Raw genomic sequence first — 25987 nt, forward strand, 5'->3', positions numbered from 1 at the left:
TCAATCTGGCGAGACGGTATGTGGCCTTACGGGCTGATGGACACCGCGTGCGTGATGGGCCGCTCACCGCGCTGCGCGTTACCCTCATCATCCAGCCATGAAAAGCGAAACGTCGCGCCGCTCGGCGCGGTGGCCGGTGCCGTCTGATGCTGCGTACTGAACGGTGCCAGCATGGGCGCATCCAGAATGATCGAACGCTCGCCTTCGCCGATCTGTGCGTGGGAGAGGGAGATGTAGAACGGCGTCGGATTACGCAACTGCACACGGCGACCCTGGACCCTGACAACCAGGTGCGAAGGCGCTAGCTCGGCCTTGTTCGACAGACCCTGAGGCCGGTAGATGACTTTCAGCTGAGTGCGCAGCGTGATCGTCAGGCGCGTCGCGCCCTCCTCCAGCACCTCGTTTGGCCGAGGTGGAATCTCGTACACATTAAGCCAGTACAGCGACTCTCGATCCTGGGCAAGCACCTGCCCGGTCGTCACGAGGCGCACGCTTCGCTGCTGTTGGGGTTCAAGCCTGAACATCGGGGGAAGCGGCATGATCGGTGCGCTTGCCGTGTCCGGGGTAACAGCCAGATCCCCATTGTCGATCCAGGTCTGGACCACGACCGGATAGGCGTTTTGATTGACCAGCGCCAGTGAGGTTTCGCGCTGGCCCTCATGCACGATGACCCTCGTACGCTCGGCAGTGACCCCAGCATCGGCGAGGGTGCTGATCAGCACGGCGACCAGCAGCAGCAGACGCTGCCCGCAGCTATTGAACACGTATCACCACCTGCGCTGTGGCCTCGACCCGGCCGGGCCTTACGGTAGGCATGGTGCCGGTGGAGAGTTTCTCCAGACGCGCTCGGAATGTCTCGGTGTACTGACCGATGCCATTGACGGTACCGGTCAGGTTGGCAGCGCTGCTAATCACCGGGTACCAACCCCGGCCAGCTGCGCCACTGCCATTGGCAGAATCCTCATTGGCCAGCAAATTGATGGGCGCACCGTCGCGCAGCAACTGTATGCCTACTCCCTGCGCCACACCTGCCTGGCCATAACGGTCCGCCAGCAGGTAGGTCAGGCCGCCCTGGGCATTGACCAAACCCAGGGAAGACGACGCAGCCAGGGCACCGGATGAAACCTTGATGCCAATGGCCGTGCCGTTGGCGCTGGTGCTGTTGACGATGTTGCTCTGGCAGCGAAAGTTGATCTGAAAGGGCATTTCGCGGCGCCCGCCCGCGTTGATCTCGCTCACGCTGATCGAGGGAAACACCACATAGGGGGTGACACTGGTGACGCTGCAGGTGGGGTAACGCTTGAGCGTGACCTTGTTGTACAAGCCCAACGCTCCCGGCCAGTTTCCGTACCAGCCACTCCAGTTTCCATAGTGCGTTTGACCCACTGTTGGATAGGCCAGCCCTGGCCCCTTGATAGCGATATAGGCCGCCGCCTGTGCGTAGGCGTAGAGCTGCGATGGGACGGTTTCGCTGTAGTAGTTGTAGCTGGGGTCTTTCGGTGCACTGAACAGCTCCGCGCGTACGGCACTGAGGTTCTTGGCCTTGACCAGCTGATAACCCCGCGAATCGACGTCCAGCCCCGTGAGCCGTCGCTCCTGCCAGATGTCGGTGAACAGTTGGCCGGTTTCCAGGTGAGTCAGGCGCAACAGTACATTCGTCCAGGCCGTGCGGTAGGCGCTGCGCAAACCCAGGGTGTTGCCGACGCTGTCGCCCCCTTGGAACCAGCCGCTGTAGACGTCGTCACCATTGGTGGAAAACATCTCGTAAACCGCATCCTGGGCCGCGCAGCGAAAAAACACATACTCCGGGTTGTATCCGGCCGTGGCGCCATATTGGGTGAAGGGTGCCACCGAGCTGGCAATCAATGAGCCGTAGGGCTGAAAGCTGGGGTCGCTGACGTTGATCACGCTGGGTAAGCCCAAGGATCCATTGCACGTATCACAGCCACCGGCCCACGCACCGGCAGTGCCCTCCCCGGGCCGGATGGCATCGTTAGCCATGGTAGTGGCGGCGCCCACGTAAGTGACCTTGTAGCAGGTCGCCCAGGCGTGCGGAGCAGTTGCAAACAGAACGGCTGCCAATAGCCAGGCCCTGAGCGTCATGTGGGTTCCTCGTTAGGCGTGCATATACTTTTCAGATGAATGAAGCCCTGGCTGTCATGGGCGTTGCTGCTGTTGACGTCGAAGGGCAACAGGCATGCCTGGTCAGGGCCTACGCCCCAGCGAACCTGCAGGTGCCCGCTATCAGCTTGGGCGCGTGCATACACCTGCCCTCCCTGCCCCACCATGCCAATGATGGTGCCCTGCTCATCCAGCACATCGGCGCCCAGCGCGATAGCCCCACCGCCCGGCAAGCTGGCCTGGATCAGCAAGGCATGGCCGATCAACGTCTTGAAATCCACCACAACCGCAGCACCGGCGTAGGGCGCGACCTTTCGCTCCGTTTCGATCAGCTCGGCTTGATCACCCATGCCGCTGGGGTCGAGCCCTACCGGGTTGTACCGGTAGGGCGACAACGAAGGCACCAGCGCATAGCCATCAGCGTTCACACGAGCCCCCTGCCCGCCCCGGATGGTCGCGCCACCTGCGCCTTTGGCCCGCACCAGCGCGAAGGTGTCGCCCACATAAGGCCCCAAGGTCAGACCGCCTTCATGCAAGACAGCTGCGCCGCGAATGCCGCCATTGATTTGCCGGTAATCGGCGCTTTGCGAGTAGCCACCGTTAAAGGTGGCAACGGCGCTCTGTGCCTGGAGATTGCCAGTCCAGTTCGTCCCGCGTCCGGCGCTGTCACGACTGGCTGCGATTGCGTAGCTCATGTCGCGCTGGGCGCCCAGGGTGCCGTTGATCCCCGTCTGGAGACTGCTGCCCCGGGTATCACCTGAGCGCTGCGTCAGCATCGAGCTGATGCTCGGTGCCCGGGTCGAGTTGCCCAGGGGCATGGAGAACGTCAGCGTCAGGGTGTTGGTGCGATTGCTGGTGTCGCGCTGGTCTGCCAGGTTTGCAAAATCGGGCACGGCACTGGTTACCGTGTCCCGGTACCACGTCGTGCGCTGGCGTGAATAGGCCAGGCTGTAATTGAGTTGCCGCCAGGTGTTGGAATAACCGAACTGCACCTGCGTATCACGGCTTTTGCCGTCGTAATAGTCGCTGCTCGAGCCAGACAGGTACAGGTTTCCGTACCCCCCTAGCCCTTGGTTGACCAGCAAGGTCAGCTGGTTACGCTGCTTGAAACTGGTCGAGTCCCAACTGTCACCGCGCTCGGAGGCCTGCCGCGCACCCAGCGCATCGGCCAGATCCCGGTACCCTTGGGTTGAGTATCGATAGCCGGCAAGGTTGAGAGTGGTGTTGGTTGGCTGGAAGGTACGGCTGTAGCTAAGCCCCATGCGCCAGCCTTGCTTGCGCTGTTGGTTTTCAACGGTGGCGCTGGAAAACGTGCTGTTGACCCCGAAGGCACCATAGGGCGTTGCCAGTACGCCACCGCCCAGCACGGCGAGATAATCCTGCGCTACCCGAGCGCCCAGGTTGGCGGAAAGTGCATTGCTAAGGCCCCGTTGATAAGTGGCCTCGGCAAAAGCCCCTTGGTTCGCGCCCGTCTGGCGTACCTCACCGAGCGTGGCGCTGTAGCGAGAGATACCCGGACGGATGGAGTCGGGCACCGCCGCATAGGGGACAGTGAAGCGTGTGACGCTGCCGTCGGCCTCGATTACCTGCACGTCCAAGTCACCGTTGTAGGCCGTACCGTACAGATCGTCGATGACAAAGGGACCCGCCGCCACTGTGGTTTCATGCACCTTGCGGCCGTTCTGGCTGATTACCACGCGCGCATTGCTCACCGCCGTGCCGCGCACTTGTGGGGCATATTGACGCTGAGAGTCGGGCAGCATGCGATCGTCGCTGGCCAGCCGCACGCCTCGAAAGCCGATGCTACCGAACAGGTTGCCCTCGGTAAAACTGTCACCCACCGTCAGTTCGCTCTGCCAAGGGGCAATGGCACGCTGAGCATAGGTGCGAATGCTGTTCCAGCGGCTGACCGCGGCGCCGCCGAAGCTTGAGTAGCTGTAGTTGGACTGATGCCGCAAACGCCAGAGCCCAACGTTCACCCCCGTGTTCAGGCCCAGGTAACCGTAATTGGCCGCCTCGCTTGCTGAGGCTTCGTAGCGCGAGTTGTACAGGCTTGCGTCGTAGTTGACGAAGCCCATCATACCGCCTGCGTCCCAGTCCTGCGGATCGACGTAGCCGCGCGGCTTGATGTCGAGCAATGCCTGGGGCACGGAGAGGTCCAGGCGCAAGCGGGCTGAGTCATATTGGAACGTTGACCCTGGTAGCCGCGTGCTCAGCGCCAGGCACTGGCCCGCGTCGGCGGTAGGGGTTTCAAGCTTGCGGGCGTTCATGTGTCGATGCAAAAACCGTTCGGAAAAACAAGGTTCGACAGCATCGTCTTGCAGTCGAAAACTCACTTCGCTTCGGTTCACGTAGTGCGTGTTCACGTACACATCGACCAGGTAAGTACCCGGGTCGATCTGCTGCACCCGATTGAAGCGCTCCAGGCTGCCACCGGCCAGCCCCGAGCCCAGCAACAGGCTGTCGTCGAAACGGTAGTCGCCTTCGCCGTGGGCCAGCCGGGCCATCATCCAGGCAATGCTGCCCAGCAGGACCGAGGTGCGCCGCACATTAGCGCTGCAAGGCATGAGTGATGCCCACACGTGCACCATAGTCGTTGATCAACTGCGCCGTGAGCTGCGGCGCTGTACCTGTGAGCGCTCCGGTAGCCTCTGGCGTCCAGTGCACCGAGCCGTAGGGCGGCACCATGGCAGCATGGAGTTTCACCTGTCTGTTGCCGACAGTGATCGTCGCAGCCCCGAACGAGGCATAGAAGCCCGTCGGATTATCGACGAGCACTTGCCAGCTGGCGCCGTTTTCGACCAGCCTGAAGCGTAGTTTTTCAGGCAACTGCTCGACCGCGCCTGCGATGCCAGCAGGCCGGTAGAACAGCTTCAGGCGATTGCGCAGGATCAGCAGCATCTGGCTTCTGTCGGCCTGTGCAGCGTTGCGCGGGGGGATCTGGAGCACGTTCAGATAGAACACCGACTCCCGGTCCTGGGGGAGCGCGGCGCCGGTATATATGAGCCTCAGGGATTGTCCGCTGCCCGGAGCCACGCGTGACACGGCCGGATTGACCATGAACGGAGCCTTGGCGGTTTCAGGTGTGGAGGCGGGGTCATCGACGTCCACCCAGGCCTGCACAACATTGGCGAAGGGGTCCTGGTTGGTGAGCTGCAGGGTTTTTTCCTTCGCATTTCCGGGATAAATGACCCGCGTCCCCGTCACTACCACGCTGGCCTGGACGAGGGTGGCGCCCGTCATGCCGAGCACGAAGGCAAGCGCAATGGCGACCAGCCTGAGCCGGCCCACTGGCAAAGTTCTCATGCAGATACCTCGAAGGCCTGCCGCTCTGGATACGAGCCCCATGGCGGCAGTCGGAAAAAGTGGCGTGCGCCAATTACTCGTAACGCAGGGTGTAAGTAACGGCGCCAAGGACAGGGCCTGCCGTAACGGTGGCGGCCTCGGACACGTAACGCACGGCATAGTCGTGGCTTGTGGAGGTCTGGCCGGAACTCAAGATGATTTTTCCGGCGGTGACGGCTGCACCACCTGCCAGGTCCACCGGGCTGCCGCCGGGTGCGTCGAGCAACTGCAATGCAACGCCGGTCGCGCCATTGGTGGCGGTGTTGGTCAGGTTGCCCAGCGATGTCGGGTTGGTAGCCTGGAACAGCGTGGTGAATTGCTCGTTGGCGTCGGTCGGCGCGGCGCAGCCGGTCAGGCGCAGGGTGAATTGGGTTTCCCCGGTGTTTTTGCCGATGCTGCCGTTCAGCGCACTGGCTGGCACGCTTTGCATGACAACGGTTGGCTCGGTGTTGCCATCGACGACAGCCGAGCAGGTCTGGTCGGTGACCTCGCCGCTGAACGTGATGGTGTTGGCCGCGTTCGCCAGGCCAGGCACGGCCAGGGTTGCAGCTGCAGCAAAAGCGATAGCGCGAATATTCATTACAGCGTCCTGTGGTTGTCATGTGGGCTGCGCATAGAATGCAGCCTTGGCGCTGTTGGATAACTCAGACGAGTCTTAAAACGGCTACACGCGCTCGATTGCCGCATCCCCCTGCAGCGCTGCGCCTTTTTCCAAGCAGGTACGCTCTTGACCAAAGACCAACTCGAAACCCGGCAGACACCGGTGTATTTCGCCACCGTGCTGGCAGCCATCGCCTTCGGCCTTGTAGCCGATACCACTAGCGCTGTTCTGGAAGCACTGATCACACCAGCCATCGCCGTGCTGATGTACGCCATGTTCCTGCAAATCCCCTTTCTGCACCTGCGCGCAAGCCTGGCCAATCGGCGGTTCATGACGGCCTTGCTCCTGGCCAATTTTGTGCTGGTGCCCGTCCTGGCTTGGGCGTTGACCCGTGGGCTGACAGGCCACCCGGCCTTGCTCATCGGCGCCCTGCTGGTCCTGCTGGCACCCTGCATCGACTACGTGGTGGTGTTCACGCACATGGGCAAGGGCGATGCACGGCTCATGCTGGCCGCCACACCCGTGCTGTTGCTGCTGCAACTGGTGCTTCTGCCGCTTTACCTGACGCTCATGATCGAAGAGGACCATGGGATAAGCCTGACGGTCGGGCCTTTCGTGCAGGCGTTCTTGCTGATGATCGCCGTGCCATTGGCCTTGGCGGTGCTGACCAGTGCACAGGTGGCCAAATCAGAGCGGGTCAGTCGCTGGAACGACGCCTGTGCGTGGATGCCCGTGCCGGGGATGGCACTCGTGCTGTTCGTGGTGATCGCTTCGCAGATCGGCATGGTATTGCACAGGCTGGACCAATTGCTGCCGGTGGTGCCGGTGTACCTGGGCTTTGCGCTTTTGGCACCGGTCATTGGCTGGGCGACGGCAAGGTTGATGGGCTTGCCTGTACAACAAAAGCGCGCCGTGATGTTCAGTGCTTCGACGCGCAATTCGTTGGTAGTGTTGCCGTTGGCGCTCGCCTTGCCAGAGCAGATACGAACGCTGGCAGCAGCGGCGGTGATCACGCAGACATTGGTCGAGCTGATCTGCGAGTTGGTGTACGTGCGGGCGATTCCAGTGATCGCCCGCACGTAGGCGGCTTCAGCTGACCACGTGCAGGTAGTGCAGGTGGCGCTCGTACTGGTCGAGGATGTCGCCGATCACATCCTCACGGCTCCAGCCCATGACGTCGTAGTCCTGCCCGCCTTCGCGCAGGTACACCTCTGCACGGAAGTACTTGCGGGCATCGCTGTTGTCATCGGCATCGCGCATGACGAAGCTTGGTGTATTGAAGGCGCGAGGGCGAACCTCGTACTTGAAGCGGCCCTCACCAGCATGGGAAAGCTCAAGCGCGATGCGGCCGTCTTCGCGCTCATCTACCGTCACCTCGTAGCCTTGTTTGCGCAGCTCCTGTGCCACTTCCTCGCACGCGGGCTTGACCACTTCCCCGATAAAGCGGGTGACATGGGCCCTGCGCGGCATCATCGCGATGTTGCGCAACCGACGCTGCCAGCCGCCGTGGTTTTGACGGCCCTGCCGCTGGCCCGGCAACGCCTGAGTTCGCAGACCACGCCGTGTGGCGTCCAGCCCCAGTGCCTTGAACAGCCCCCAGATGGAAAACAGCAGGATGATCGCGAACGGCAAGGCGCTGGCGATGGTGGCAGCCTGCAAGGCCTTCAAACCGTTGGCCAACAGCAGGGCAATGGCCACTGCACCCATGCTGACCGACCAGAACACACGTTGCCAGAGCGGCGAATGTCCCCTGCCGGACGAAGCCAGCATGTCCACCACCAAGGCGCCTGAGTCGGCTGACGTGACGAAGAACACGACGACCATCAGCACGGCCAGCATCGAAATGGCCGTAGACCAGGGGAAGTGCTCGAGAAATGCGAACAAGGCTAACGAGCTGTCCTGGTCGACCACCGTGGCCAAGTCTCTGATACCGCCGTGCAGAATCATGTGAATGGCCGAATCGCCAAATACGGTCATCCACAGCAAGGTAAAGCCTGCCGGTACGAACAACACGCCACAGACGAACTCGCGAATGGTGCGGCCACGGGAGATACGTGCAATGAACAACCCGACGAAGGGCGACCAGGAGAGCCACCAGCCCCAGTAGAGCAAGGTCCAGCCACCAATCCAGTCAGTGGGTTCATAAGCGAACAGGTTGAACGTTTTGTTGACGATATCGGACAGGTACGCACCTGTGTTTTGCACATAGGCCTGAAGCAGGAAGACCGTAGGCCCGACTGCCAGGACGAAGAGCATCAGCACTACAGCAAGGCCCAGGTTGAGCTCCGAAAGGATCCGGATGCCCTTGTCCAGGCCGCTGGCCACCGACAGCGTGGCCAGCGCACAGGTGACGGCGATCAGGATGACCTGGATCGTGGTGCTGATGGGGAGGCCGAACAGCTGGTGCAGGCCGCTGTTGATCTGCAGCACACCGTAACCGAGTGAGGTCGCCACGCCAAAGACGGTGCCCAGGATGGCGAAGATATCTACCGCATGACCAATGGGCCCGTAGATACGTTCCCCGATCAGGGGGTACAGCGCCGAGCGCAGCGTAAGCGGTAACCCGTTGCGAAAACTGAAGTAGGCCAGGATCAGCGCCACGATGGCGTAGATCGCCCAGGCATGCAGGCCCCAGTGGAAGAACGTGATGTTCATCGCTTCGCGGGCCGCAGCCACCGTATTGGGGTCACCCACAGGCGGGTTGATGAAGTGCATCACAGGTTCGGCCACGCCGAAGAACATCAGGCCGATGCCCATGCCCGCCGAGAACAGCATGGCGAACCAGCTCTTGTTGGGGTAATCGGGCTCGCTGTGGTCCGGGCCCAGCTTGATATCGCCGTAGCGGCTGACGGCCAGGAAGACGACGCTGATCAGCACCAACGCGACGGTAAGAATGTAGAACCAGGCCGCATTGGTGACGATCCATTGCTGAACATGCTCGAAGACGCTTTGGGCATGCTCCTGGAAAAGCGTGGCGTATAAAACCAGCAACAGCACCAGTACGGCACTGGTGAAAAAGACAGGCGGGTTGATGGTGCTCGTGCGTTGTTGTTCTTCAGGCATAGGCATTGCTCCTTCTGACGTTCAGCGCTGCGCTCCATGGTTGGGCAGTCAGAACACGACTGCCCGTGGCGCATGATGAATGGAAGATGCTGAAACCTTACCGTCAGTTCCAGCGTTTCCCAAACTTAAACGCTTCGTTTGCCTTGCAGATGCTCTGGAACCCGTCAGCCGAGGCTTAATTTGAGCTCGGCAATGTGCTCGGGGCCAATGCCGCAGCAGCCACCTACCAGGCTGGCGCCGCGTGCGCGCCAGTCCTTGGCCCAGGCCAGGTAGCCCGGTGGGTCCAGGTCTTCGCGCAGTTCGTCCAGCCCGTCGTTGGCGGTGGCTTCCTTGGGCTGGGGCGGGAAGGCATTGGCATAGGCACCGATGGCGACTTCTCCACCCTGCTGATCGATGACCGAACGGGCGACATCGATGGCCGCGCCGATCACTTCTGGCTGGCTGCAGTTGAACAGCACCGCTGCCGCGCCGAGCTCGATCACCGCTTGCACCGCCTCGGCCACCGGCTCACCGGAGCGCAGGCGCGGCACCGTATCGACGTCTTCGTCCTGCAAGGTGAAGGACACCCAGAACGGGCGGCCGTCTTCGGGCAGGTGGGCACGTATGGCGCGCACTTCAGCGATCGCGCTCTGGGTTTCGGCAAGCCACAGGTCAACGTGTGGCGCCAGGCCCTCTAGCAGCGGCCGCAGGACTTCCTCGACGCGCTCAGGCTGGAACAGGTCGGGACGATAGGACCCGAACAACGGCGGCAGCGAACCGGCCACCCTCACTGGGTGCGGGCCGGTGTCGGCCGCGTGGCGGGCCAGTTGACCGGCGACATTGGCCAACTGCCGGCCCTCTTCGGCAAAGCGCGCTTCACCAATGTGGAAGGGGACGACCGCATAGCTGTTACTGGTGATGACCTGGGCACCTGCGGCAATGAACGCCGCATGCACCCCCACCACCGCTTCCGGGGCCTCGGTCAACGCCAGTGCGGACCACTCTGGCTGGCGGAACGGCGCACCGCTGCGCTGCAGTTCGCGGCCCATGCCACCGTCGAGAATCACCATCGCTCGCTCTGTCATATAACTACTCTGAAGGTGCTTATGAATAAAATTCATTATGTGGGTTGGATATATAACTATTTAATACCCTAATACTCATTTGGCCAACACTTCAGGTATGAACATGCGTTTTTCCACATTGCTCGGTGCAGGCCTTGCGCTGCTTGCGACCGCCACTCAGGCTCTTGCCGGCGCCACGCTGGAGCGGGTCGAATCACGCAAGGAACTGGTCAATGTGCTGATGGAGAGCTATCCCCCGTTCTCGTTCCTCAATGACCAGAACCAGCTCGACGGCTTTGACGTGGATGTTGCCAAGGCGGTGGCGGATAAACTGGGCGTGAAGCTGCGCCTGGAGACCCCTTCCTGGGATGTAATCGCCGCCGGTCGCTGGAGTGGGCGCTACGACATCTGCATCTGCTCGATGACCCCCAGCAAGGCCCGCGCCCAGGTGTTCGACTTCCCGGTGGAGTACTACGCCTCCCCGGCCGTCATCGTGGTCAATGCCAAGGATGAGCGCATCCACGGTGCAAAGGACCTGGACGGGCGCAAGGTCGGCCTGACCAGCGCGTCGAGCTATGAAAGCTACCTGAACAAGAACCTGGTCATCGAGGGTGACGAAGAACGCGCCCTCGACTACCCCTTCGATTTCGTGCAGATCGCCCCGTATGACACCGACAATGTGGCGTTCCAGGACCTTGGGCTGGGCGCGGGCGTGCGCCTGGATGCGATCCTGACCAACCTGGTCACGGCCAAGCCGCGCCTGGACCAGGACAAACGCTTCAAGCTCGCCGGTGCGCCGCTGTATGAAGAACCCAACTCGGTCGCCATCGAGAAGGGCGACCCGGAGTGGGATGCCAAAGTTCGCCAGGTGTTCGCCGAACTCAAGGCGGACGGCACCCTGAGCAAGCTGTCGCAGAAGTGGATCGGCGCCGATATCAGCAAATGAGCACCTTTACGCCCTCCCCCAAGCCCGTGGCCAATACCACGGGCACACGCCTGCTGGGTTTTCGCACACGGTTGATGCTCACCTGGCTGGTGATGTTCGCCCTGTTCGTCGGGTTCTTCCTGAGCTTCGACCTCAAGTTCTCGATCATCCTGGAGAAGTTTCCTAACCTGGCCGGTTTCAAACTGGGACCCAATGGTTTTCTGCAGGGCGCAGCGCTGACGCTGTTCCTGTGCATGTGCTCGATGGTGGTGTCGGTGGCGCTGGGCTTTGCCGCCGCGCTGGCACGCTTGTCCGGCAGCGCGGTGCTGGTGGGTGTTGCCAGTTTCTACACGTCTTTTTTCCGTGGTACACCGCTGCTGATCCAGATTCTGCTCATTTACCTGGGGTTGCCCCAGATAGGCCTGGTGCCCGGCGCGATCAGTGCCGGTATCATCGCCCTGTCGCTGAACTACGGCGCCTATCTCAGTGAGATCTTTCGCGCAGGCATCCTGGGTGTTGCCCAAGGCCAACGCGAAGCGGCGCTGGCGCTGGGCATGCGCCCGCCGCAGATTTTTTGCCACATCGTACTGCCGCAGGCCATGCGGGTGATCATCCCGCCAACCGCCAACCAGTTCATCTCCATGCTCAAGGATTCGTCGTTGATCTCGGTGATGGGGGTGTGGGAAATCATGTTCCTGGCCCAGTCCTACGGACGGTCGAGCTACCGCTACCTGGAAATGCTGACCACCGCTGCCGTGATCTACTGGGTGCTGTCGATCGCGCTGGAGTTGGTGCAGGCGCGCCTTGAGCGGCACTACGGCAAAGCCTATCAGCGCTGAAGGTGCGTAGCGCCTGCCCCGGCCACTGCGCAGGGGCGGGCGTAGCAATCAATCGCCAGTCAGGCGCCGATGGGGCTAACGTCCCGCCTCTGCCACCAGTTTCGAGGAAAACTGGCCCACGGCAGTGACCACCTCCTGCGCACCTGATTGTATTTCAGTGATCACGGTACCTGCCTGCTGGGCCAGGCTCAGGCCCAGCTCAGCCTGCTTCCTGCTCTCGCCCATGCTGTGTACTGCCTCCTCCACCAAGGCGTTATTCTTCTGCACCACCTCGACGATTTCCTGGGTCGCGGCACTGGTTCGGCCGGCCAACTTGCGCACCTCGTCCGCCACCACGGCAAAGCCCCGCCCTTGGTCACCTGCACGCGCAGCTTCGATGGCCGCGTTCAGGGCCAACAAGTTGGTCTGTTGGGCGATGCCGCCGATGGTCGACACGATGGAAGTGATCAGGTGCGACTGATGCCCCAGCGCCTCGACGCCGCTGGATACGTTCGAGACCTGCTCGACGATGCGGTTCATGGTTTCTACCGTGTCCCTGACCGCCTCAGCGCCGCGCTGGGCGGAGCTGTCGGTCTTCATGGAGATCTCGTAGGCAACGTCCGCCGCTGAGCTGACCTGTTTCTCGCTTTCGACCTGAGCGGTGATATCCACCGCAAATTTCACGACCTTGTACAGCCGCCCCCGGGTATCGCGCACGGGGTTGTAGGAAGCTTCGAGCCACAGCTCGCGGCCGCCCTTGTCGAACCGCTGAAAACGTTCGGCGACGAAGCGACCATCGTTGAGGCTGGCCCAGAGTCGCTGATAGTCCGGCGACTTCGTGTAGGCCGGATCGCAGAAAATACTGTGGTGCTTGCCGACGATTTCCGGGAGCGTGTAGTTCACCGTATTCAGGAAGTTCTGGTTGGCGGTGAGTATGGTGCCGTCCAGCCCGAACTCGATCACCGCCGTGGAGCGGGAAAGCGCCTTGATCAACTCGTCGTTTTCCCGGGCCTTGTCGATGGCAGCGGTGACCTCGGTGCCGTAAGCCGTCATGTGGGTCACCTCGCCGCTGGGGGTCTTGACCGGGCACCACGCCGCGCGCATCCAGACCAGGCGCCCATCGGCCGCGATGTAGCGGTAGTCGTCGCTCACCCCAGTGCCCTGGCTCATCGCGGTCTGAAAATCCTTGTAGCATGGCAAGTCCCTCACATAGTCAGGCGTGAGCGTGCCCATCGATGTACCGACAAGCTTCGAAGCGTCGATACCTACGAAGCTGGAAAACCGCGGATTGACGGCCGTGATCAGCAGGTCACGGTCCACGGTGATTTCAAGCATCTCGTCGGACCTGCTCTGCTGCGCGGCCCTGAGCCCATGAAGCTCCCGTTTGAGTGCCTCGACCTCATCCCTAAGCGCTTTGTTGAACATGGCGATCCTCGTCATTGCGGATGACAACTGTTGGGAATGAACAGGCGCTGTCAGGCAGCGCCCACCGAGTGCTGCTTCACACAACGTCAGGCTTGCCGCGGCTGACACAACCATGTCGCCAGGTCATCTGCCGAGAGGGGCCTTGCGTAATAATAGCCTTGCCCTTGATCACAGCCCCATCCCCGTAGCACATGATGGTGCAGGTCCGTCTCCACGCCCTCGGCCACTACCGTCAGGCGCAGGTCACGCAGCAGGCTGACCAACCCGCGCACGATGTGCCAGTCGTTACCGCCAGGCTGCAGTTCGGCCAGCAGGGAGCGGTCGAGCTTCACGCTGGTGGCGGGGATTTTGCGCAGGTAGATCCAGTTACTGTAGCCGCTGCCAAAATCGTCGATGCCAATCGAGATACCCAGGGCGCGGAAGCGCTGGAGCTGTTCCTGCACGGCATCGAAATCGGCCACCAGGGCGCTTTCGGTGAACTCAAGTTCCACCAGGCTCGGGTGGACCTGGTGTCGGGCCAGCGCTCGGGTCACATCTTCGTACAACTGGCCATCACCCAGGTCGAGGGCCGAGATGTTCAGCGAGACCTGCAACACCACGTTGCTGGCCTGCCACTGGGCGATCTGACGACACACCTGCTCCACGACCCAGCGCGTGATGCCGCGGATGGAAGCGGTGGTTTCTGCCAGCGGAATGAACTCGGCCGGGCTGATCACACCCAGTTGCGGGTGCGTCCAGCGCAAGAGCGCCTCGACCGCCACGCAGCGGTTGCTGCCAAGGTCGATCCTGGGCTGGTAGGCCAGGCTCAACTGGTCCGGTGCCAGCAGTGCGGCTTCCAGGGCGTTGAGTATGGCGGTGTTGCGACGCAGGTTCGCGTCCACCACCGGGTCGTACGCCAACCAGCGCTGCTCGCTCTTGCGAGCGGTGTCGGTCATGCTGGCCATCAGCCGCAGGATGTCCGACGAGGCGCTGGCGTCCACACCCAGCGTCAGGACGCTGATGCCAACATCCGGCGTAACCGGTATGTGACCGCTGCGCAGCGGCCCACTGAGCGAAGCCACCAGCGTCTGAAGCCAACCGGCGAGAAAGCGGGTATCGCACGCATCGATGACCGTCATGAAGCCCAGGGTGCTGGCCCGATAAAGGCGGCAACCGGGCACAAGTGCCGTGAGCAGCACTTCTTTGACTGCCAGCATGAAATCGGTAAAGAACTCGATGCCCAGCGCCTTGAACAGCCGGTCCATACCCGCAGCCGACACCGGCTCGATGAAAACAGCCACCTGCCCGGCCGTCACGGCACCTTCCTTGAAGTCCGTCTCGAAGCGCCGCCGATTGGGCAGCCCGGTCATCGGATCGTAGAAGTTCTGCCGGTGGATCGATTGCAGCCGGGCCACCACCACGTTGGCGGCGTTGGTCAGCAGGTTACGGTCGCGCTCCGACAAGGCTTCGCGCGTGGCATGGTCGATGATGCACAGCCCACCCAGGCTGACGCCTGGCCGAACGATCAGCGGCGCGCCGGCGTAATAGCGAATGTGGGGGGCCGATTGCACAAGGGGGTTATCCACCGTGCGGGGATCCTGCAGCGTGTCGCAGATCTCCAGCAGCGTTTCCTGGCGCAGGCCGTGGGCGCAGATGGACATTTCGCGCGGCGTGCGGTCGTCGGCCATGCCGATCTTGGCCTTGAATACCTGGTAATCGCGGTCGACGATGCTGACCAGCGCGGTCGGGACGTCGAAGTGCGCACAGAGCATGTTGACGACGCCGTTGAGCACCGGATCCTCTCCATTTGCCAGGTCCGATGTAAGGCGGTCCACTTCAACCAGGCGCAAGCGCTCGTCTCGAAGGGTCGTCAAGTTGTCCATGAAAACTCCGGTCGCGGTAACAGCAAATTCTAGCCCATAAGGCACATTGCCAGCTTAGCTGTGATCGGTTTCTCTCGACAATTGAGCGCCCCCACCGGTGGTCGGCCAAAAAATCTATTGGACGCCTGCGGTCAGCTAGCCTAAAAGGCTGTCAGCCGCGCTTGGCACGGCAGATTGCATAGATGATGCTCAGCCTGTTACGGAGTCAGCCTTGGCCTGGTTCAAAGAAAGGATTACCGCCATCCTGCAACGCCTGCGACGTGCCGAGCCGAGCACGGCCAGCCGCTACGTGGGCGCCGCGTTGATCATCGCTGCGTGCTCCCTGGCGCGCGCGCAGATGTCGCCTGCCGCGCTCCCGTACCTGTTTTTCATTCCTGGCCTGATGCTGATCGGGTTCTGGTTCGGCGCAGGCCCGTCCCTGCTGGGCTGCATCATGGCGGTGCTGATCGCCCAGTATTTCTTCATCGGGCTGCTGGGTTTCGATGCTGACTGGACCACGTGGGCCAACAGCCTGAGTTTTGGCGTGGTCACCTTCGCCATGGCAGTGGTGTGTGCTTCGCTCAGGCGTAACCTGAGCGCCGTAGAACGGCTCAATGAAACGCTCGAGCAGCAAGTGCAACACCGAACGGGTGAGCGCGACAGCCTGTGGAACGTGTCCCCCGACCTGATCTGCACGTTGTCCGAAAACGGTCAGGTGCTGTCGGTGAACCCGGCATGGCAGGTAGAAACGGGCTTCACTGAAGAGCAACTCAAGGCTGGGACGTTCTACAGTTTCATCTCCCCCGCGCAATTGGCGAACGCGTTACGTGAGCTCAACCACAAGCCCATCGTCGAGCTCGACACCCAGAGCGTGCGCAGCGATGGCCAACCCTTGCTGCTCAACTGGCGCATAGCCAGGTTCGAGGGCCGTTACTTCGCCGTGGCGCGGGACGTCACCCAGTACCGCGAGCGGCAGCAGGCGTTCGAGCAGGTCAGCCAGCAACTGCAGCAAAGCCAGAAGATGGAAGCGCTCGGCCAGCTCACCGGCGGCCTGGCCCATGACTTCAACAACCTGCTGACCGTGATCACCGGCACGCAGGACATGATCGAACAACGCCTGGCGCAAGGCCGGCACGACGAGCTGGGTCGTTACCTGTCGTTGGCCAGAACTGCCACTCGCAAAGCCAGCACCCTCACCCACCGCCTGCTGACCTTCGCCAGACGACAACCGCTGGCCAGCGCCACGGTCGATGTGGTGCTGCTGGTGGACGACATGAAAGAGCTGCTGGCCAGAACCCTTACACCCAAGATCGAGTTTCAGCTCAGCCCGCATCCGTCGCCAGCCTTGTGCTACTGCGATCCCCATCAACTGGAAAATGCGCTGCTGAACCTGTGCATCAACGCACGTGACGCCATGCCCCAAGGGGGCCGTTTGCAGGTGCGGGTCAGCAAGGTGACGAGCGGCACGGCTGAGTTGGAGCAGCTTGGGCTACGCGCTGGCGAATACATTCAGGTGAGCGTCACCGATACGGGTCTGGGGATGCCGGCCAGCATTGCCGAGCGGGCCTTCGAACCGTTCTTCACCACCAAGCCGCTGGGGTCGGGCACGGGTCTGGGGCTGTCGATGGTCAGGGACTTCGCTCGCCAGGCGGGCGGCACCGCAGTGATCGAGTCGGTGATGGGCAGCGGCACCACAGTCAGCCTGTTGCTGCCCGTCCACCTTGAGTCCGTTTCGTCCAGTGTCACAGCGATCACGCACGCCACCCTGGCGGCCCGCACCGACCACCGCGGCAGTGCACTGGTGATCGAAGACGAGGGCGCGATCCGGGAGCTGGTCAGCGAAGCCTTGCAGGAGCTGGGTTTCGACGTAATCGAAGTCACTCATCCTGCCGATGCGCTGCACCTGATCGAACAGTGCCAGAACCTGCAGCTTGTGGTAACCGACCTGGTCCTGCCCGGCGGCTTGACGGGAGACAACATCGCCCAAGGGGTGCAGGCGCTCGTGCCAGCGGTGCGGGTGCTGTTCATTTCTGGGTTGATCGAGGCGCCGGCCAGCCTTGCCGAGCAGCAGCCGCATACGCGCTTGCTGCCCAAGCCCTTCACGCTCGGCCAGTTCAAGGCGTGTGTCGAAGGGATGCTCGCTGACCCGCAGGATGCGCCTCCATTGCGGGACCAGGCCACACGACGCTAGCGCCATGGTCGACGCGCGCTACATGCCAGGGGACGGCGAATCGAGCGATGCCAGAAACTGACGCGTCTGCCGGTTGGAGCGCAGGTGCACTACCTGACACCCGGGAGGTGCCGTCGCCATCAGGTGCTTGATCTTGTCCTGTGAAGAATGCCGCGTGGACCAGATGAACCGGATGAAGCCAGGCAAGTTGCGTAGCGACTCGGGGCATTCATCTGGCAAGTCCGGACGTGTGCGGCCCAACTGGGTCAAGGTCCTGACCAGGACACGCCACAGTCGGACCGTCAGGGAACGGTCAATCCAGATCAACAGGTCGGCCCTGGCAAGGCGGTTCTCCCAGGTTGCCGAATGCCCGCCCTCGAATATCCACCGCTCGCGCGCCTCCACTTCATGGCACAGGCGGGTCTTTTCGTCCCGACTGCGCTCGACCCAGCCGGGTAGCCAGTGAATGGTGTCGATATGCACGACCGGCAAGCCGGTTCGCTCGCCCAGCTGGCGAGCAAGCGTACTTTTGCCGGCGCCTGGCTGACCAACGATCATGACGCGTTTCATTGGGGGCTCCTTTTCAGCCCGCCATTTTGAACGTCAGGTCAGTGTTGTAAAGCCGCGTTGCGCTGGCAGGCAATGGATGGAACGGTTCAGAGCCGGGACGCACCGTCGAGTGCATGCAGGCCAACGCCAGCACATGCTGAATACGGGTAAGCCATCCGGCTCCTGATGGAGCTCGGATGGCTTGAAGCGCCCACGGCGCGGCATGCTACCCCGCCGAGCACTAGGCTCAGCGCTGTGCCAGGGTACGGTGCGTACCTCCCACGGAACTGAACCGGTGCGCTGCGACGGGGCGCAGTATGATCAGAACTTGTGCTGTGGAAAACGCGAGCGAGGATAGGCCGTGAGCGGTGGTTGATCCTTCGACGCTTGGGAATGATGGGTAAGTATCTGCCATATCCCATTGCCATGTCCCTTACTCACGTTATCATCCCATATGACTTCTTCCCCCATGTTCTGGAGGTAGGTATGGAACATGGTGCCGTTTTTTTGAGTAATCGTAGCCAAGCTATAAGACTGCCCAAAGCTGCAGCATTTTCGGAAGACGTCAAGCGCGTTGACGTCGTCGCGATTGGGCGCACACGCATCATCACACCTGCCGGGGAAGCGTGGGATAGCTGGTTCGACGACTTAGCCCCTACAGAAGATTTCATGACAGAGCGTGATCAGCCGGCTGATCAAGAGCGCGAGCGTTTTTGATGCTCAAATTCATGCTCGACACAACTATATGTATTTTCACTATCAAAAACCGTCCTATCTAAGTACGCGATGCCTTCAAGCGGCATCATGACTAGATGTGCATAAGCACCGTCACTTTGGAGTTGATTTATGGTGCTGAGAAATCCTCGAATCCCGAGCGTAATCTAGCAGCGGTTGAAGACCTGGCAGCGCGCTTGGAAGTTCTTACATATGATAGAAACGCTGCCGCCCACACTGAACAGCTCCGTGCTGAATTGGCACGTTTGGGCACGCCTATTGGCCCTTTCGATCAAATGATCGCTGGTCACGCTCGCTCACAAGGTCTGATTATTGTCACTAATAACCGTCGTGAGTATGAGCGAGTACCTGGACTGCGGAGCGAAGACTGGGTTATCCGATAATGATCGATGACCGTGGCAAGGATCTCATGGGGCAGTGATGCTGAATCCGACCACGCTTGTCAGCGCAGCGCCGTGTTGCTAGTGTCGGGCAATGATCATCTACCATTCGACCACCGCAACCACCACCACGACCGCCCATGGCGGAGCGTGCGAGGTGTCGTGAGCAGATAGCGAACAGACTTCAAAGGCCCGCCAGCGATGGACAGGGCCTTTTTTGTGCCCTTGCCTCAATGGCCTCATGCAAGGAAACGCACGAATGTACGCGCTATTGATTCTGGATGTTCAAGTTGGGTTGGTGCATGGCCAGGAAAAGCCCTGGCGTTGCGAAGCATTGTTGGCAACCGTCAACGAACTGATGGACAAGGCGCGCAATGCTGGCGCGCCGATCTTTCTCGCCCGTCATGTAGGCCCCGCTGGCTCGCCGATTGCGCCTGACAGTGTGTTGACGCAACTTGCGCCGGAACTGAGGCTTGCGGGTGGCGAGGTGGTGTTCGAGAAGCACCGGCCCAATGCGTTTACACGGACGGCGCTCGCTGAGGATTTGCGGGCACTCGGGGTGACTGGGGTGGTGATTGGCGGTATGAAGACTCAGTACTGTGTGGACAGTACCTGCAGGGCTGCTCGGGATCTCGGGTTCGAGGCGGTGCTGGTTGCGGATGGGCACAGTTGTACGGATACAGCGCAGATGCGGGCTGAGCAGATTGTTGCGCATCACAATGCGACGCTTGAGGGGGCGTTTTGTGAGGTGGTGTTAGGGCGAGATTGGGCTTTTAAGTGATTGGTACGGTGATGCCTGCTTAGGCGGAGGTTAAAAATCGCATTGCGCGAGAGCGACGACCGCCGTGGCATCAACGTTCATGCCTTGATGAATGCGTAGGTCACCCACATCCAAGCGAAGCCGAAGGCCGTCAGCCACGAGGATATTTGTAGAGCCAACTTAATTTTTGCAGGAAAGTTTTCGAATTCTTCAATGTCCAGATGCCCCCTGCGCATGTGTATGCCAGGCCAAATGAGTATTCCACAAAGAAATGTTATCAGCAGCCACCGAGCGCGAAAGCGCCGCGTGCCCAAAAACAGTTTCATCTGTTCCAGGCCGGGATTACTTTGGATAGCCGAGGTTGCAACAGTGAAATGTCTTGTACCCGCGATGAATGCACTGATTGCACAACCGGCCGACGAGATCACGAACGGACATGCCAGCATTATCCACTTCAGCCACACGGGCCAATTCTCGAACTCAGTCATAATGTGATTCGTAGATCAGCTCGCCCACTTGCTCACCGCCCTGCGCACCGGCGATGCTCCCAGCTAAAGACCCTCCCCCGACCAGCGCAATGCCACACACTGGAGCTCCGAGACCCGCGGTACCCGCAGAGAACACCCCACATACAGCGAGCGCAGTGATCCCAGCAATCTTGCCACCCGCGGTGCCTCCCACTAGCCCCCCAGTGAAAGCTCCTGCCTCAGACAAACGAATTTTTTTACAGGCCTTTGTTTCCCCTGCACGGCAGGCCTCCTGGACTTTCAGATAGGACGATGTCCCACCTAAGCCAATTCCGACATACCCACCATACCTGAGGTACTTACTAAGTTTTGCCACTTTGTCCAAGTATGTGGCGTATCCAGGAATATGCCCTGGCCCACCGGCTTTCGACCAATGATGCACAAGGCTCCTGGTGGAAATATTCAAGCTTTTCTTCAGCTTCTCGTAAGCCCCAAGATTCAGATGTTTATTAAGAAAAGTCGCCTTCAGCTGACCATTTAGCTGCTCCAATAACAGTCGTCGCTCGGCGAAAAACGATGGGCTATTCAGATGGCCATGGCGCAGAAATTCTTGCTGATGCAAACGCTCGATATTGCCAAGTGTGCTGCGAAGCTGCCGAAGGCCGTGATCCATCATGTCCTTACCCACACCCATGGCGAGACTAGCGTCACTAAGCAGTCCGGCAATTTCAGCCTGATACTCCATCATGAAATCTGACTCGGCAAAATCGAGTACAGCCAAGGAACGTCGCGCGTGCTCAGCGGCTGCCATGAGTTGGCCCTCCTCCTGGGTGCAGGCATAACCGTTATCCGGATCGCCGATGACGAAGATTTCCCCTGCCTTGAACCCCTGCTCGAAAGTCGGGTTCAGGCGTTGAAGGTACGAAATGGGCAAGGTCGAATCATGTCTAGCCAGCTCCAACAGAATCTGCGGGAACGACATGCTCCGGGGCACCACATAGAATCCCGGCTGCATTTGCCCAGGCAACCCGCCAACCATGGCGGGCGAGGCCCCTGCTAAAGCGCTAGAGCTGCCAAGGCCAGCGGGCTTGACGCTAGTGCGGACGGCAACCGGTAGCCGCGGCGAGGGCATCTCCCCTAAAGGCGCCACCACCCGGTTGCTACCCTCTGGGCAACCGCAATCGACTAACGCGCCATCCATCGCGACTGGCTGGCCATCCGAGATGAAGTGCCATACCCCTTCGACGACCTTTCCTTCCAGCCCGCACAGTGGACAAGGTGTGGTGGGATCCCCCAGCCTCAGGACCATTCGCCCCTTGTCGAGGTAATCTTCCCCGGTGGCGATGCAAATCGCACCCGTGGTGGTCATATCACCATCTACTGCTTGGCCAAGCCCATCCAGACTGACGCGCATTTAGAGTCCCTTGCGAATTGTAGGATCGAGAGAACCTAACAGCTAAGAAGGGGCAAATGAGGCCTCAAGCAGCTAACGAGACGATTCCTACGAGTAACGCGGATTTAGGACTAGGGCACGACTTGGCGGTTTGGGAGCTACGCACAACAAAAAAACCCGCATGAGGCGGGCTCCTATTGATACCAGCTAGCGAGACATCGCTATAGGTCAAGTGATACTGGGGCGGAAACAGAAGAACGGTTGTTGGACGTGAGCGCCCAGTTTTCGCGGGGCTGGCATCTTGCAGCGATCAGCGTGCCCTCCTTGCCGCTGGGTTTGAAATACCCCAGCCGCCAAGTCTTCAAGCCACTGGGCGCGACTTACAGGTAGATACGCCCGTCGTCGAACAGTTTGTATGCACGATCACGCGGTTTGGCCGTACGGCATTTTAGGTCGCTGAGCGGAATGGCTAGGCGTGGCATAGGGATACGTTCTCCATTCAGGAAAGACGCTGTACCCCAAAAATACCCCCGTTTATTGGGGGATTTTGTTGGTTTCCGACGGAGGGTCGTGGAAAAGAAAAACCGGCCAGAAGGCCGGTTTAGAGGGCTTCCGAAGCATTCAGCGGAATGCAGTGGAGCTGGATGTGGTGCCGGAGACAGGAATCGAACCTGCGACCTTCGCGTTACGAGTGCGCTGCTCTACCGACTGAGCTACACCGGCGTGTAGCGCAACGTACCACTGCTGCACCCGTTACGCAAACCCCTGTTTCCGCTCGTTTATTCCGCCACCCTCACGGCGCGGCGCAGCCTTTGGGTGCGAGGTCGGTTTCGATGTCGGTGGTGCAGGCCCAACCAGTCGCTGAGCGGGTCAGGGTCAGGGCCTTGCCCAACACGGTCGCGGGGGCGTCGACCAGGGTGCAGACGATACGGCCACTGGCATCTGTGGCCTTGCCGGTGGCGGTGATCGCGCAGTGGGCGGTGCTGGGCTGGCCGCCGAGGCTGGCGACGTCGGTGACGTCGCGGCCTTCGTTCAGGCGCAGGTCCATCGCGGTTTTCAGGGCGCTGATTTCCAGCAGGCCGGCGGCGGCCTTGGAGCGGGCTTGGTGGTTGGTGTACATCGGTAAGGCGATGGTCGCCAGAATGCCGATGATCGCGACGACGATCATCAGTTCGATCAGGGTGATGCCGCGTTGCCCTTTCATGAACAATTTCCTTTTCGATACGCAGACTCAGTGAGGTCAGGCTTGCCTCGACCGGCAGCGGCGCAGTAGGCCTGAACAGACACCTTTTGTCACCCCTGCCCGCTTGGGCTTTGCCCTCGCTGCACTACTCTAGTGACCATCGGAAAGGCGTGCCTTTCCAAGGACGGGGCAAGCTGTTTCCAGGCTTGTCGCAGGGACGAAAAGGACATGTGAATGACGTCATCTACGCATCTCTACACCTGGCAGGGGACGGACGCCAGCGGCGCCCACGTCAGCGGCAAGACCACGGGGCGCAGCCCGGCCTATGTACGGGCTGCGCTGATTCGCCAGGGCATCACGGTGGCGCGGGTACGGCCAGCGGGTGGGCTGGCACTGAGCTGGCCGCGTTGGCAGGCCAGGCCGGACACTGCGGGCTTCAGTCGGCAGCTGGCGACCTTGCTGCGAGCGGGGGTGCCTTTGTTGCAGGCGTTCGAGGTGATGAGCCGTAGCGGCTGCCCCGAAGGGCAGGCGGCGGTGCTGCTGGCGCTGAAAAAAGACTTGGGCGCAGGGTTGGGGCTGGCGGATGCCTTGCAGCGCCATCCTCACTGGTTCGATAGGTTGTACTGCAACCTGGTGCGGGTAGGTGAGCAGTCGGGGACGCTGGATCGGCAACTCGAGCAGTTGGCGTGCATGCTGGAGCAGCGGCGCACCCTTGAGAAGAAAGTCCGAAAGGCGATGGCCTATCCCATCCTGCTGTTACTGACCGGGTTGGGGGTTTCGACCATCCTGTTGCTGGAAGTGATTCCGCAGTTCGAGTCGATGTTCGCTGGCATGGGTACGGCATTGCCCGCCCTCACCCAGTGGGTGATAGACCTGTCTGCGGGGTTCGGGCAGGTGGCGCCCTGGATGGCGCTTGTGGGGGTGCTGCTGGGCGTCGGTGGGCGCCAGCGGTATCGCCAGCATGCACCGACACGCCTATGGTGCGCACAGCAACTGCTGAGAATGCCGGTGTTCGGGGCGCTATTGGGGCAGGCCGCGCTGGCACGGTTCGCCCGCAGCCTGGCGACCAGTTATGCGGCTGGGGTACCGTTGCTGGACGCGCTGGGCACAGTGGCCAGCGCGTGCGGTAGTGAGCTTCACGAGCAGGCGGTGATGCGGTTGCGGCAGGCAATGGAAAACGGTCGGGTGCTCAATCAGGCGATGGCCGAGGAACGCGTGTTTCCTCCCTTGCTGGTGCAAATGACGGCGATCGGCGAGGCCAGCGGGACCTTGGACCAGATGTTGGACAAGGCTGCGAGCCACTATGAGGACCAGGTCAGCCAGGCTTTGGACCAGCTGGCCAGTATGCTGGAGCCGGCCATCGTGCTGGTGCTGGGGGTACTGGTCGGTGGACTGGTGGTGGCGATGTATCTGCCGATTTTCCAACTGGGTAGCCTGATCTGATATGACGGTATGGACACTGCAGGGCATGGAACCTGCGCACTTCATCGCCTGGGCCGCGCTGCTCGGTCTGCTGGCAGGCAGCTTCATCAATGTCGTGGCGTATCGTTTGCCGATCATGCTCAAGCGGCAATGGCGACGCACTGCGCAAGAGGTGCTGAAGTTACCTTTGAGTACGTCTGCGCGGTTCGATCTATGGTTGCCCGGCTCGCATTGCCCTCTGTGCAAGCACGTCATCCGTGCGTGGCAGAACATCCCTGTGCTCAGTTACCTGGCACTCAATGGCCGTTGCCGGGGGTGCAAGGGCCAAATCAGCGTGCGCTATCCGTTGGTCGAGGTGGCCTGTACTGTGTTGTCGGTGGCGATTGCCTGGCGCTTCGGCCCGTCGGAGCAAGCGCTCTACGCGCTGCTGCTGACCTGGTGCCTGCTGACGCTGAGCCTGATCGATGCGGATCACCAGCTGTTGCCCGACGTACTGGTGCTGCCGGCAGTGTGGCTGGGGCTGATCGTCAATGCTGGCGATGGGTTCGCGCCACTTGGCGATGCGCTGTGGGGTGCCGTGCTGGGGTATCTGAGCCTGTGGGCCGTCTACTGGACATTCAAGCTGCTGACCGGCAAGGAAGGCCTTGGGTACGGTGACTTCAAGTTGATGGCGCTCATCGGTGCCTGGGGTGGCTGGCAGGCATTGCCGCTAACCCTTTTGCTGTCTTCGGTAGCAGGCGCATTCATAGGGCTGTGCCTGATCGCGTTGCGTCGGCATGCCATGGGGGCGGCAATGCCCTTTGGGCCTTATCTGGCCATTGCAGGGTGGATTGCCGTGCTCTGGGATGATGAAATATCCCCCTCCTACATGCAACTGCTTGGATCCCAATGACCACAGCGGCCACAACACCCTGGATTCTGGGCCTTACCGGCGGCATCGGCAGCGGCAAGAGCGCCGCAGCCGAGCGCTTTGTCGAGCTTGGCGTGCACCTGGTCGATGCTGACCAGGCGGCGCGCTGGGTGGTCGAGCCCGGACGCCCGGCTCTGGCGAGCATCGTCGAGCACTTCGGCCCCGCCGTGCTGCAGGCCGATGGGCAGCTTGACCGTGCCGCGCTGCGCCAGTTGATCTTCACCGACCCGGCGCAGCGCAAATGGCTGGAGCAATTGCTGCACCCGCTGATCGGCCAGGAGATTTTCAGTTACCTGGCCAAAGGGCGATCGCCCTATGCGGTGTATGTCTCGCCCCTGCTGATCGAGTCGGGGCAGTATCGAAAAACTCAGCGCGTACTGGTCATCGACGTACCGCAAACACTGCAGGTAGCACGCACCCTTGCCCGTGACCACACCAGCGCCGAACAGGTGCAGGCCATTCTTCAGGCCCAGCTGCCGCGTGAAGAACGCCTGCACCATGCCGATGACGTGGTGGTCAATGACGGCGACCTGGGCCATTTGCATGCGCAGATCGACCGATTGCACAACTTTTACCTGACTTTACGAGGAGGCCAGCCATGAGCCAGCCATTGACCGTCGATTGCCCGACCTGCGGCGCACCTGTGGAATGGAACGATAAGAATACCTTCCGGCCGTTCTGCTCCGACCGTTGCAAACTGATCGACCTGGGCGCCTGGGCGTCCGAGGAGCACAAGATTCCCGGGGCCGAGGACTCGGAAGACGAATTGTATTCGGGGGATCTAGAGCCTCGTCACTGATTCTTTGGAGAAATACACCCCGTAGACGCTGTGCAGG

At 61.1% G+C, this 25987-nt stretch carries 23 protein-coding genes, 1 tRNA gene and 2 pseudogenes; 11 read left to right on the top strand and 15 right to left on the bottom strand.

Annotated elements, in window-relative coordinates; translation table 11 throughout:
• Nucleotides 1-26: 26 nt before the first annotated feature.
• From MOP87_RS17655 to MOP87_RS17675, 5 genes are all read right to left on the bottom strand, one after another.
• Nucleotides 27-764, bottom strand: coding sequence for a molecular chaperone (locus tag MOP87_RS17655; protein ID WP_242809862.1), 738 nt, complete (start codon nt 762-764; stop codon nt 27-29).
• Complete coding sequence (locus MOP87_RS17660) at nt 754-2103, bottom strand: fimbrial protein (protein ID WP_242809863.1); 1350 nt, start codon at nt 2101-2103, stop codon at nt 754-756. The genes MOP87_RS17655 and MOP87_RS17660 overlap by 11 nt, the downstream gene beginning before the upstream one ends.
• Nucleotides 2100-4631, bottom strand: a complete 2532-nt coding sequence (locus MOP87_RS17665) for a fimbria/pilus outer membrane usher protein (RefSeq protein WP_242810556.1) — start codon at nt 4629-4631, stop codon at nt 2100-2102. The genes MOP87_RS17660 and MOP87_RS17665 overlap by 4 nt, the downstream gene beginning before the upstream one ends.
• A gap of 40 nt (nt 4632-4671) precedes the next feature.
• Entirely contained in the window at nt 4672-5364 is a 693-nt protein-coding gene (locus tag MOP87_RS17670) for a molecular chaperone (protein WP_225806719.1), read from the bottom strand.
• Between the two features lie 136 nt (nt 5365-5500).
• The gene (locus tag MOP87_RS17675) at nt 5501-6046 is read right to left on the bottom strand and encodes a fimbrial protein (RefSeq protein ID WP_145280943.1); all 546 of its coding nucleotides are present in this window, start codon (nt 6044-6046) and stop codon (nt 5501-5503) included.
• A gap of 147 nt (nt 6047-6193) precedes the next feature.
• Between MOP87_RS17675 and MOP87_RS17680 the strand changes: the two genes are divergently transcribed.
• Nucleotides 6194-7150: a bile acid:sodium symporter gene (locus tag MOP87_RS17680; RefSeq protein ID WP_145280941.1), complete on the top strand. Its 957-nt coding sequence runs from the start codon at nt 6194-6196 to the stop codon at nt 7148-7150.
• A 6-nt stretch (nt 7151-7156) separates the two neighbouring features.
• Here MOP87_RS17680 and betT read toward each other — a convergent pair whose 3' ends face one another.
• Both betT and MOP87_RS17690 read right to left on the bottom strand, forming a co-directional pair.
• On the bottom strand, nt 7157-9130 hold the full coding sequence (gene betT / locus MOP87_RS17685) for a choline BCCT transporter BetT (protein ID WP_145280939.1): 1974 nt from the start codon (nt 9128-9130) through the stop codon (nt 7157-7159).
• A gap of 164 nt (nt 9131-9294) precedes the next feature.
• The gene (locus MOP87_RS17690; RefSeq protein WP_027915495.1) at nt 9295-10179 is read right to left on the bottom strand and encodes a homocysteine S-methyltransferase family protein; all 885 of its coding nucleotides are present in this window, start codon (nt 10177-10179) and stop codon (nt 9295-9297) included.
• 118 nt (nt 10180-10297) lie between these two features.
• Here MOP87_RS17690 and MOP87_RS17695 point away from each other — a divergent pair, with 118 nt between their 5' ends.
• Together MOP87_RS17695 and MOP87_RS17700 are read left to right on the top strand one after the other, a co-directional pair.
• Nucleotides 10298-11119, top strand: a complete 822-nt coding sequence (locus MOP87_RS17695; protein WP_145280937.1) for an ABC transporter substrate-binding protein — start codon at nt 10298-10300, stop codon at nt 11117-11119.
• Nucleotides 11116-11937: an amino acid ABC transporter permease gene (locus tag MOP87_RS17700; protein WP_049695413.1), complete on the top strand. Its 822-nt coding sequence runs from the start codon at nt 11116-11118 to the stop codon at nt 11935-11937. Before MOP87_RS17695 ends, MOP87_RS17700 begins: the two co-directional genes overlap by 4 nt.
• A 75-nt stretch (nt 11938-12012) precedes the next feature.
• Here the strand turns inward: MOP87_RS17700 and MOP87_RS17705 are convergent, their stop codons facing one another.
• Together MOP87_RS17705 and MOP87_RS17710 are read right to left on the bottom strand one after the other, a co-directional pair.
• Nucleotides 12013-13341, bottom strand: a complete 1329-nt coding sequence (locus MOP87_RS17705; RefSeq protein ID WP_145280935.1) for a PAS domain-containing methyl-accepting chemotaxis protein — start codon at nt 13339-13341, stop codon at nt 12013-12015.
• Between the two features lie 86 nt (nt 13342-13427).
• Nucleotides 13428-15203, bottom strand: coding sequence for a sensor domain-containing phosphodiesterase (locus MOP87_RS17710; RefSeq protein WP_028688071.1), 1776 nt, complete (start codon nt 15201-15203; stop codon nt 13428-13430).
• 211 nt (nt 15204-15414) lie between these two features.
• On the opposite strand from MOP87_RS17710, the gene MOP87_RS17715 reads away from it, so the two are divergent.
• Nucleotides 15415-17373, top strand: a complete 1959-nt coding sequence (locus MOP87_RS17715) for an ATP-binding protein (protein ID WP_145280931.1) — start codon at nt 15415-15417, stop codon at nt 17371-17373.
• Between the two features lie 18 nt (nt 17374-17391).
• On the opposite strand, the gene MOP87_RS17720 is transcribed toward MOP87_RS17715, so the two are convergent.
• Nucleotides 17392-17922, bottom strand: coding sequence for an AAA family ATPase (locus tag MOP87_RS17720; protein WP_145280929.1), 531 nt, complete (start codon nt 17920-17922; stop codon nt 17392-17394).
• Between the two features lie 465 nt (nt 17923-18387).
• Between MOP87_RS17720 and vapB the strand changes: the two genes are divergently transcribed.
• The 3 genes and pseudogenes from vapB (at nt 18388) to MOP87_RS17735 (ending at nt 19797) form a co-directional block, all read left to right on the top strand.
• Nucleotides 18388-18618, top strand: a complete 231-nt coding sequence (gene vapB, locus MOP87_RS17725) for a type II toxin-antitoxin system VapB family antitoxin (RefSeq protein ID WP_028688069.1) — start codon at nt 18388-18390, stop codon at nt 18616-18618.
• A pseudogene (gene vapC, locus MOP87_RS17730) lies at nt 18618-19019 on the top strand (tRNA(fMet)-specific endonuclease VapC). Before vapB ends, vapC begins: the two are co-directional and overlap by 1 nt.
• A gap of 256 nt (nt 19020-19275) precedes the next feature.
• A complete protein-coding gene (locus MOP87_RS17735; RefSeq protein ID WP_145280927.1) occupies nt 19276-19797 on the top strand; it encodes a cysteine hydrolase family protein in 522 nt (173 codons plus the stop codon).
• Between the two features lie 77 nt (nt 19798-19874).
• On the opposite strand, the gene MOP87_RS17740 is transcribed toward MOP87_RS17735, so the two are convergent.
• The 5 genes and pseudogenes from MOP87_RS17740 to MOP87_RS17760 form a co-directional block, all read right to left on the bottom strand.
• Complete coding sequence (locus MOP87_RS17740; protein WP_028688067.1) at nt 19875-20264, bottom strand: hypothetical protein; 390 nt, start codon at nt 20262-20264, stop codon at nt 19875-19877.
• Entirely contained in the window at nt 20257-21657 is a 1401-nt protein-coding gene (locus MOP87_RS17745) for a PAAR domain-containing protein (protein ID WP_145280926.1), read from the bottom strand. Before MOP87_RS17745 ends, MOP87_RS17740 begins: the two co-directional genes overlap by 8 nt.
• A gap of 287 nt (nt 21658-21944) precedes the next feature.
• Nucleotides 21945-22118 (bottom strand): annotated as a pseudogene (locus MOP87_RS17750) (integrase arm-type DNA-binding domain-containing protein); the annotation flags it as partial.
• A gap of 165 nt (nt 22119-22283) precedes the next feature.
• Nucleotides 22284-22359 (bottom strand) — tRNA-Thr (locus MOP87_RS17755).
• A 70-nt stretch (nt 22360-22429) separates the two neighbouring features.
• Nucleotides 22430-22840, bottom strand: a complete 411-nt coding sequence (locus MOP87_RS17760; RefSeq protein WP_027915709.1) for a pilin — start codon at nt 22838-22840, stop codon at nt 22430-22432.
• Nucleotides 22841-23053: 213 nt separating this feature from the next.
• Here MOP87_RS17760 and MOP87_RS17765 point away from each other — a divergent pair, with 213 nt between their 5' ends.
• Genes MOP87_RS17765 through yacG form a run of 4 tightly spaced genes read left to right on the top strand, consistent with a single transcriptional unit; the run spans nt 23054 to nt 25950 of the window.
• Entirely contained in the window at nt 23054-24262 is a 1209-nt protein-coding gene (locus MOP87_RS17765) for a type II secretion system F family protein (RefSeq protein WP_145280924.1), read from the top strand.
• Between the two features lies 1 nt (nt 24263).
• A complete protein-coding gene (locus tag MOP87_RS17770; RefSeq protein ID WP_145280922.1) occupies nt 24264-25133 on the top strand; it encodes an A24 family peptidase in 870 nt (289 codons plus the stop codon).
• Entirely contained in the window at nt 25130-25753 is a 624-nt protein-coding gene (gene coaE / locus MOP87_RS17775) for a dephospho-CoA kinase (protein ID WP_242809864.1), read from the top strand. The genes MOP87_RS17770 and coaE overlap by 4 nt, the downstream gene beginning before the upstream one ends.
• Nucleotides 25750-25950 (top strand): DNA gyrase inhibitor YacG, encoded by a 201-nt coding sequence (yacG, locus tag MOP87_RS17780; RefSeq protein ID WP_027915705.1) that lies wholly within the window; start codon nt 25750-25752, stop codon nt 25948-25950. The genes coaE and yacG overlap by 4 nt, the downstream gene beginning before the upstream one ends.
• Nucleotides 25951-25987 lie beyond the last annotated feature (37 nt).

This window comes from Pseudomonas sp. I3-I5, from assembly GCF_022699445.1.
Lineage (GTDB): Bacteria > Pseudomonadota > Gammaproteobacteria > Pseudomonadales > Pseudomonadaceae > Aquipseudomonas > Aquipseudomonas fulva.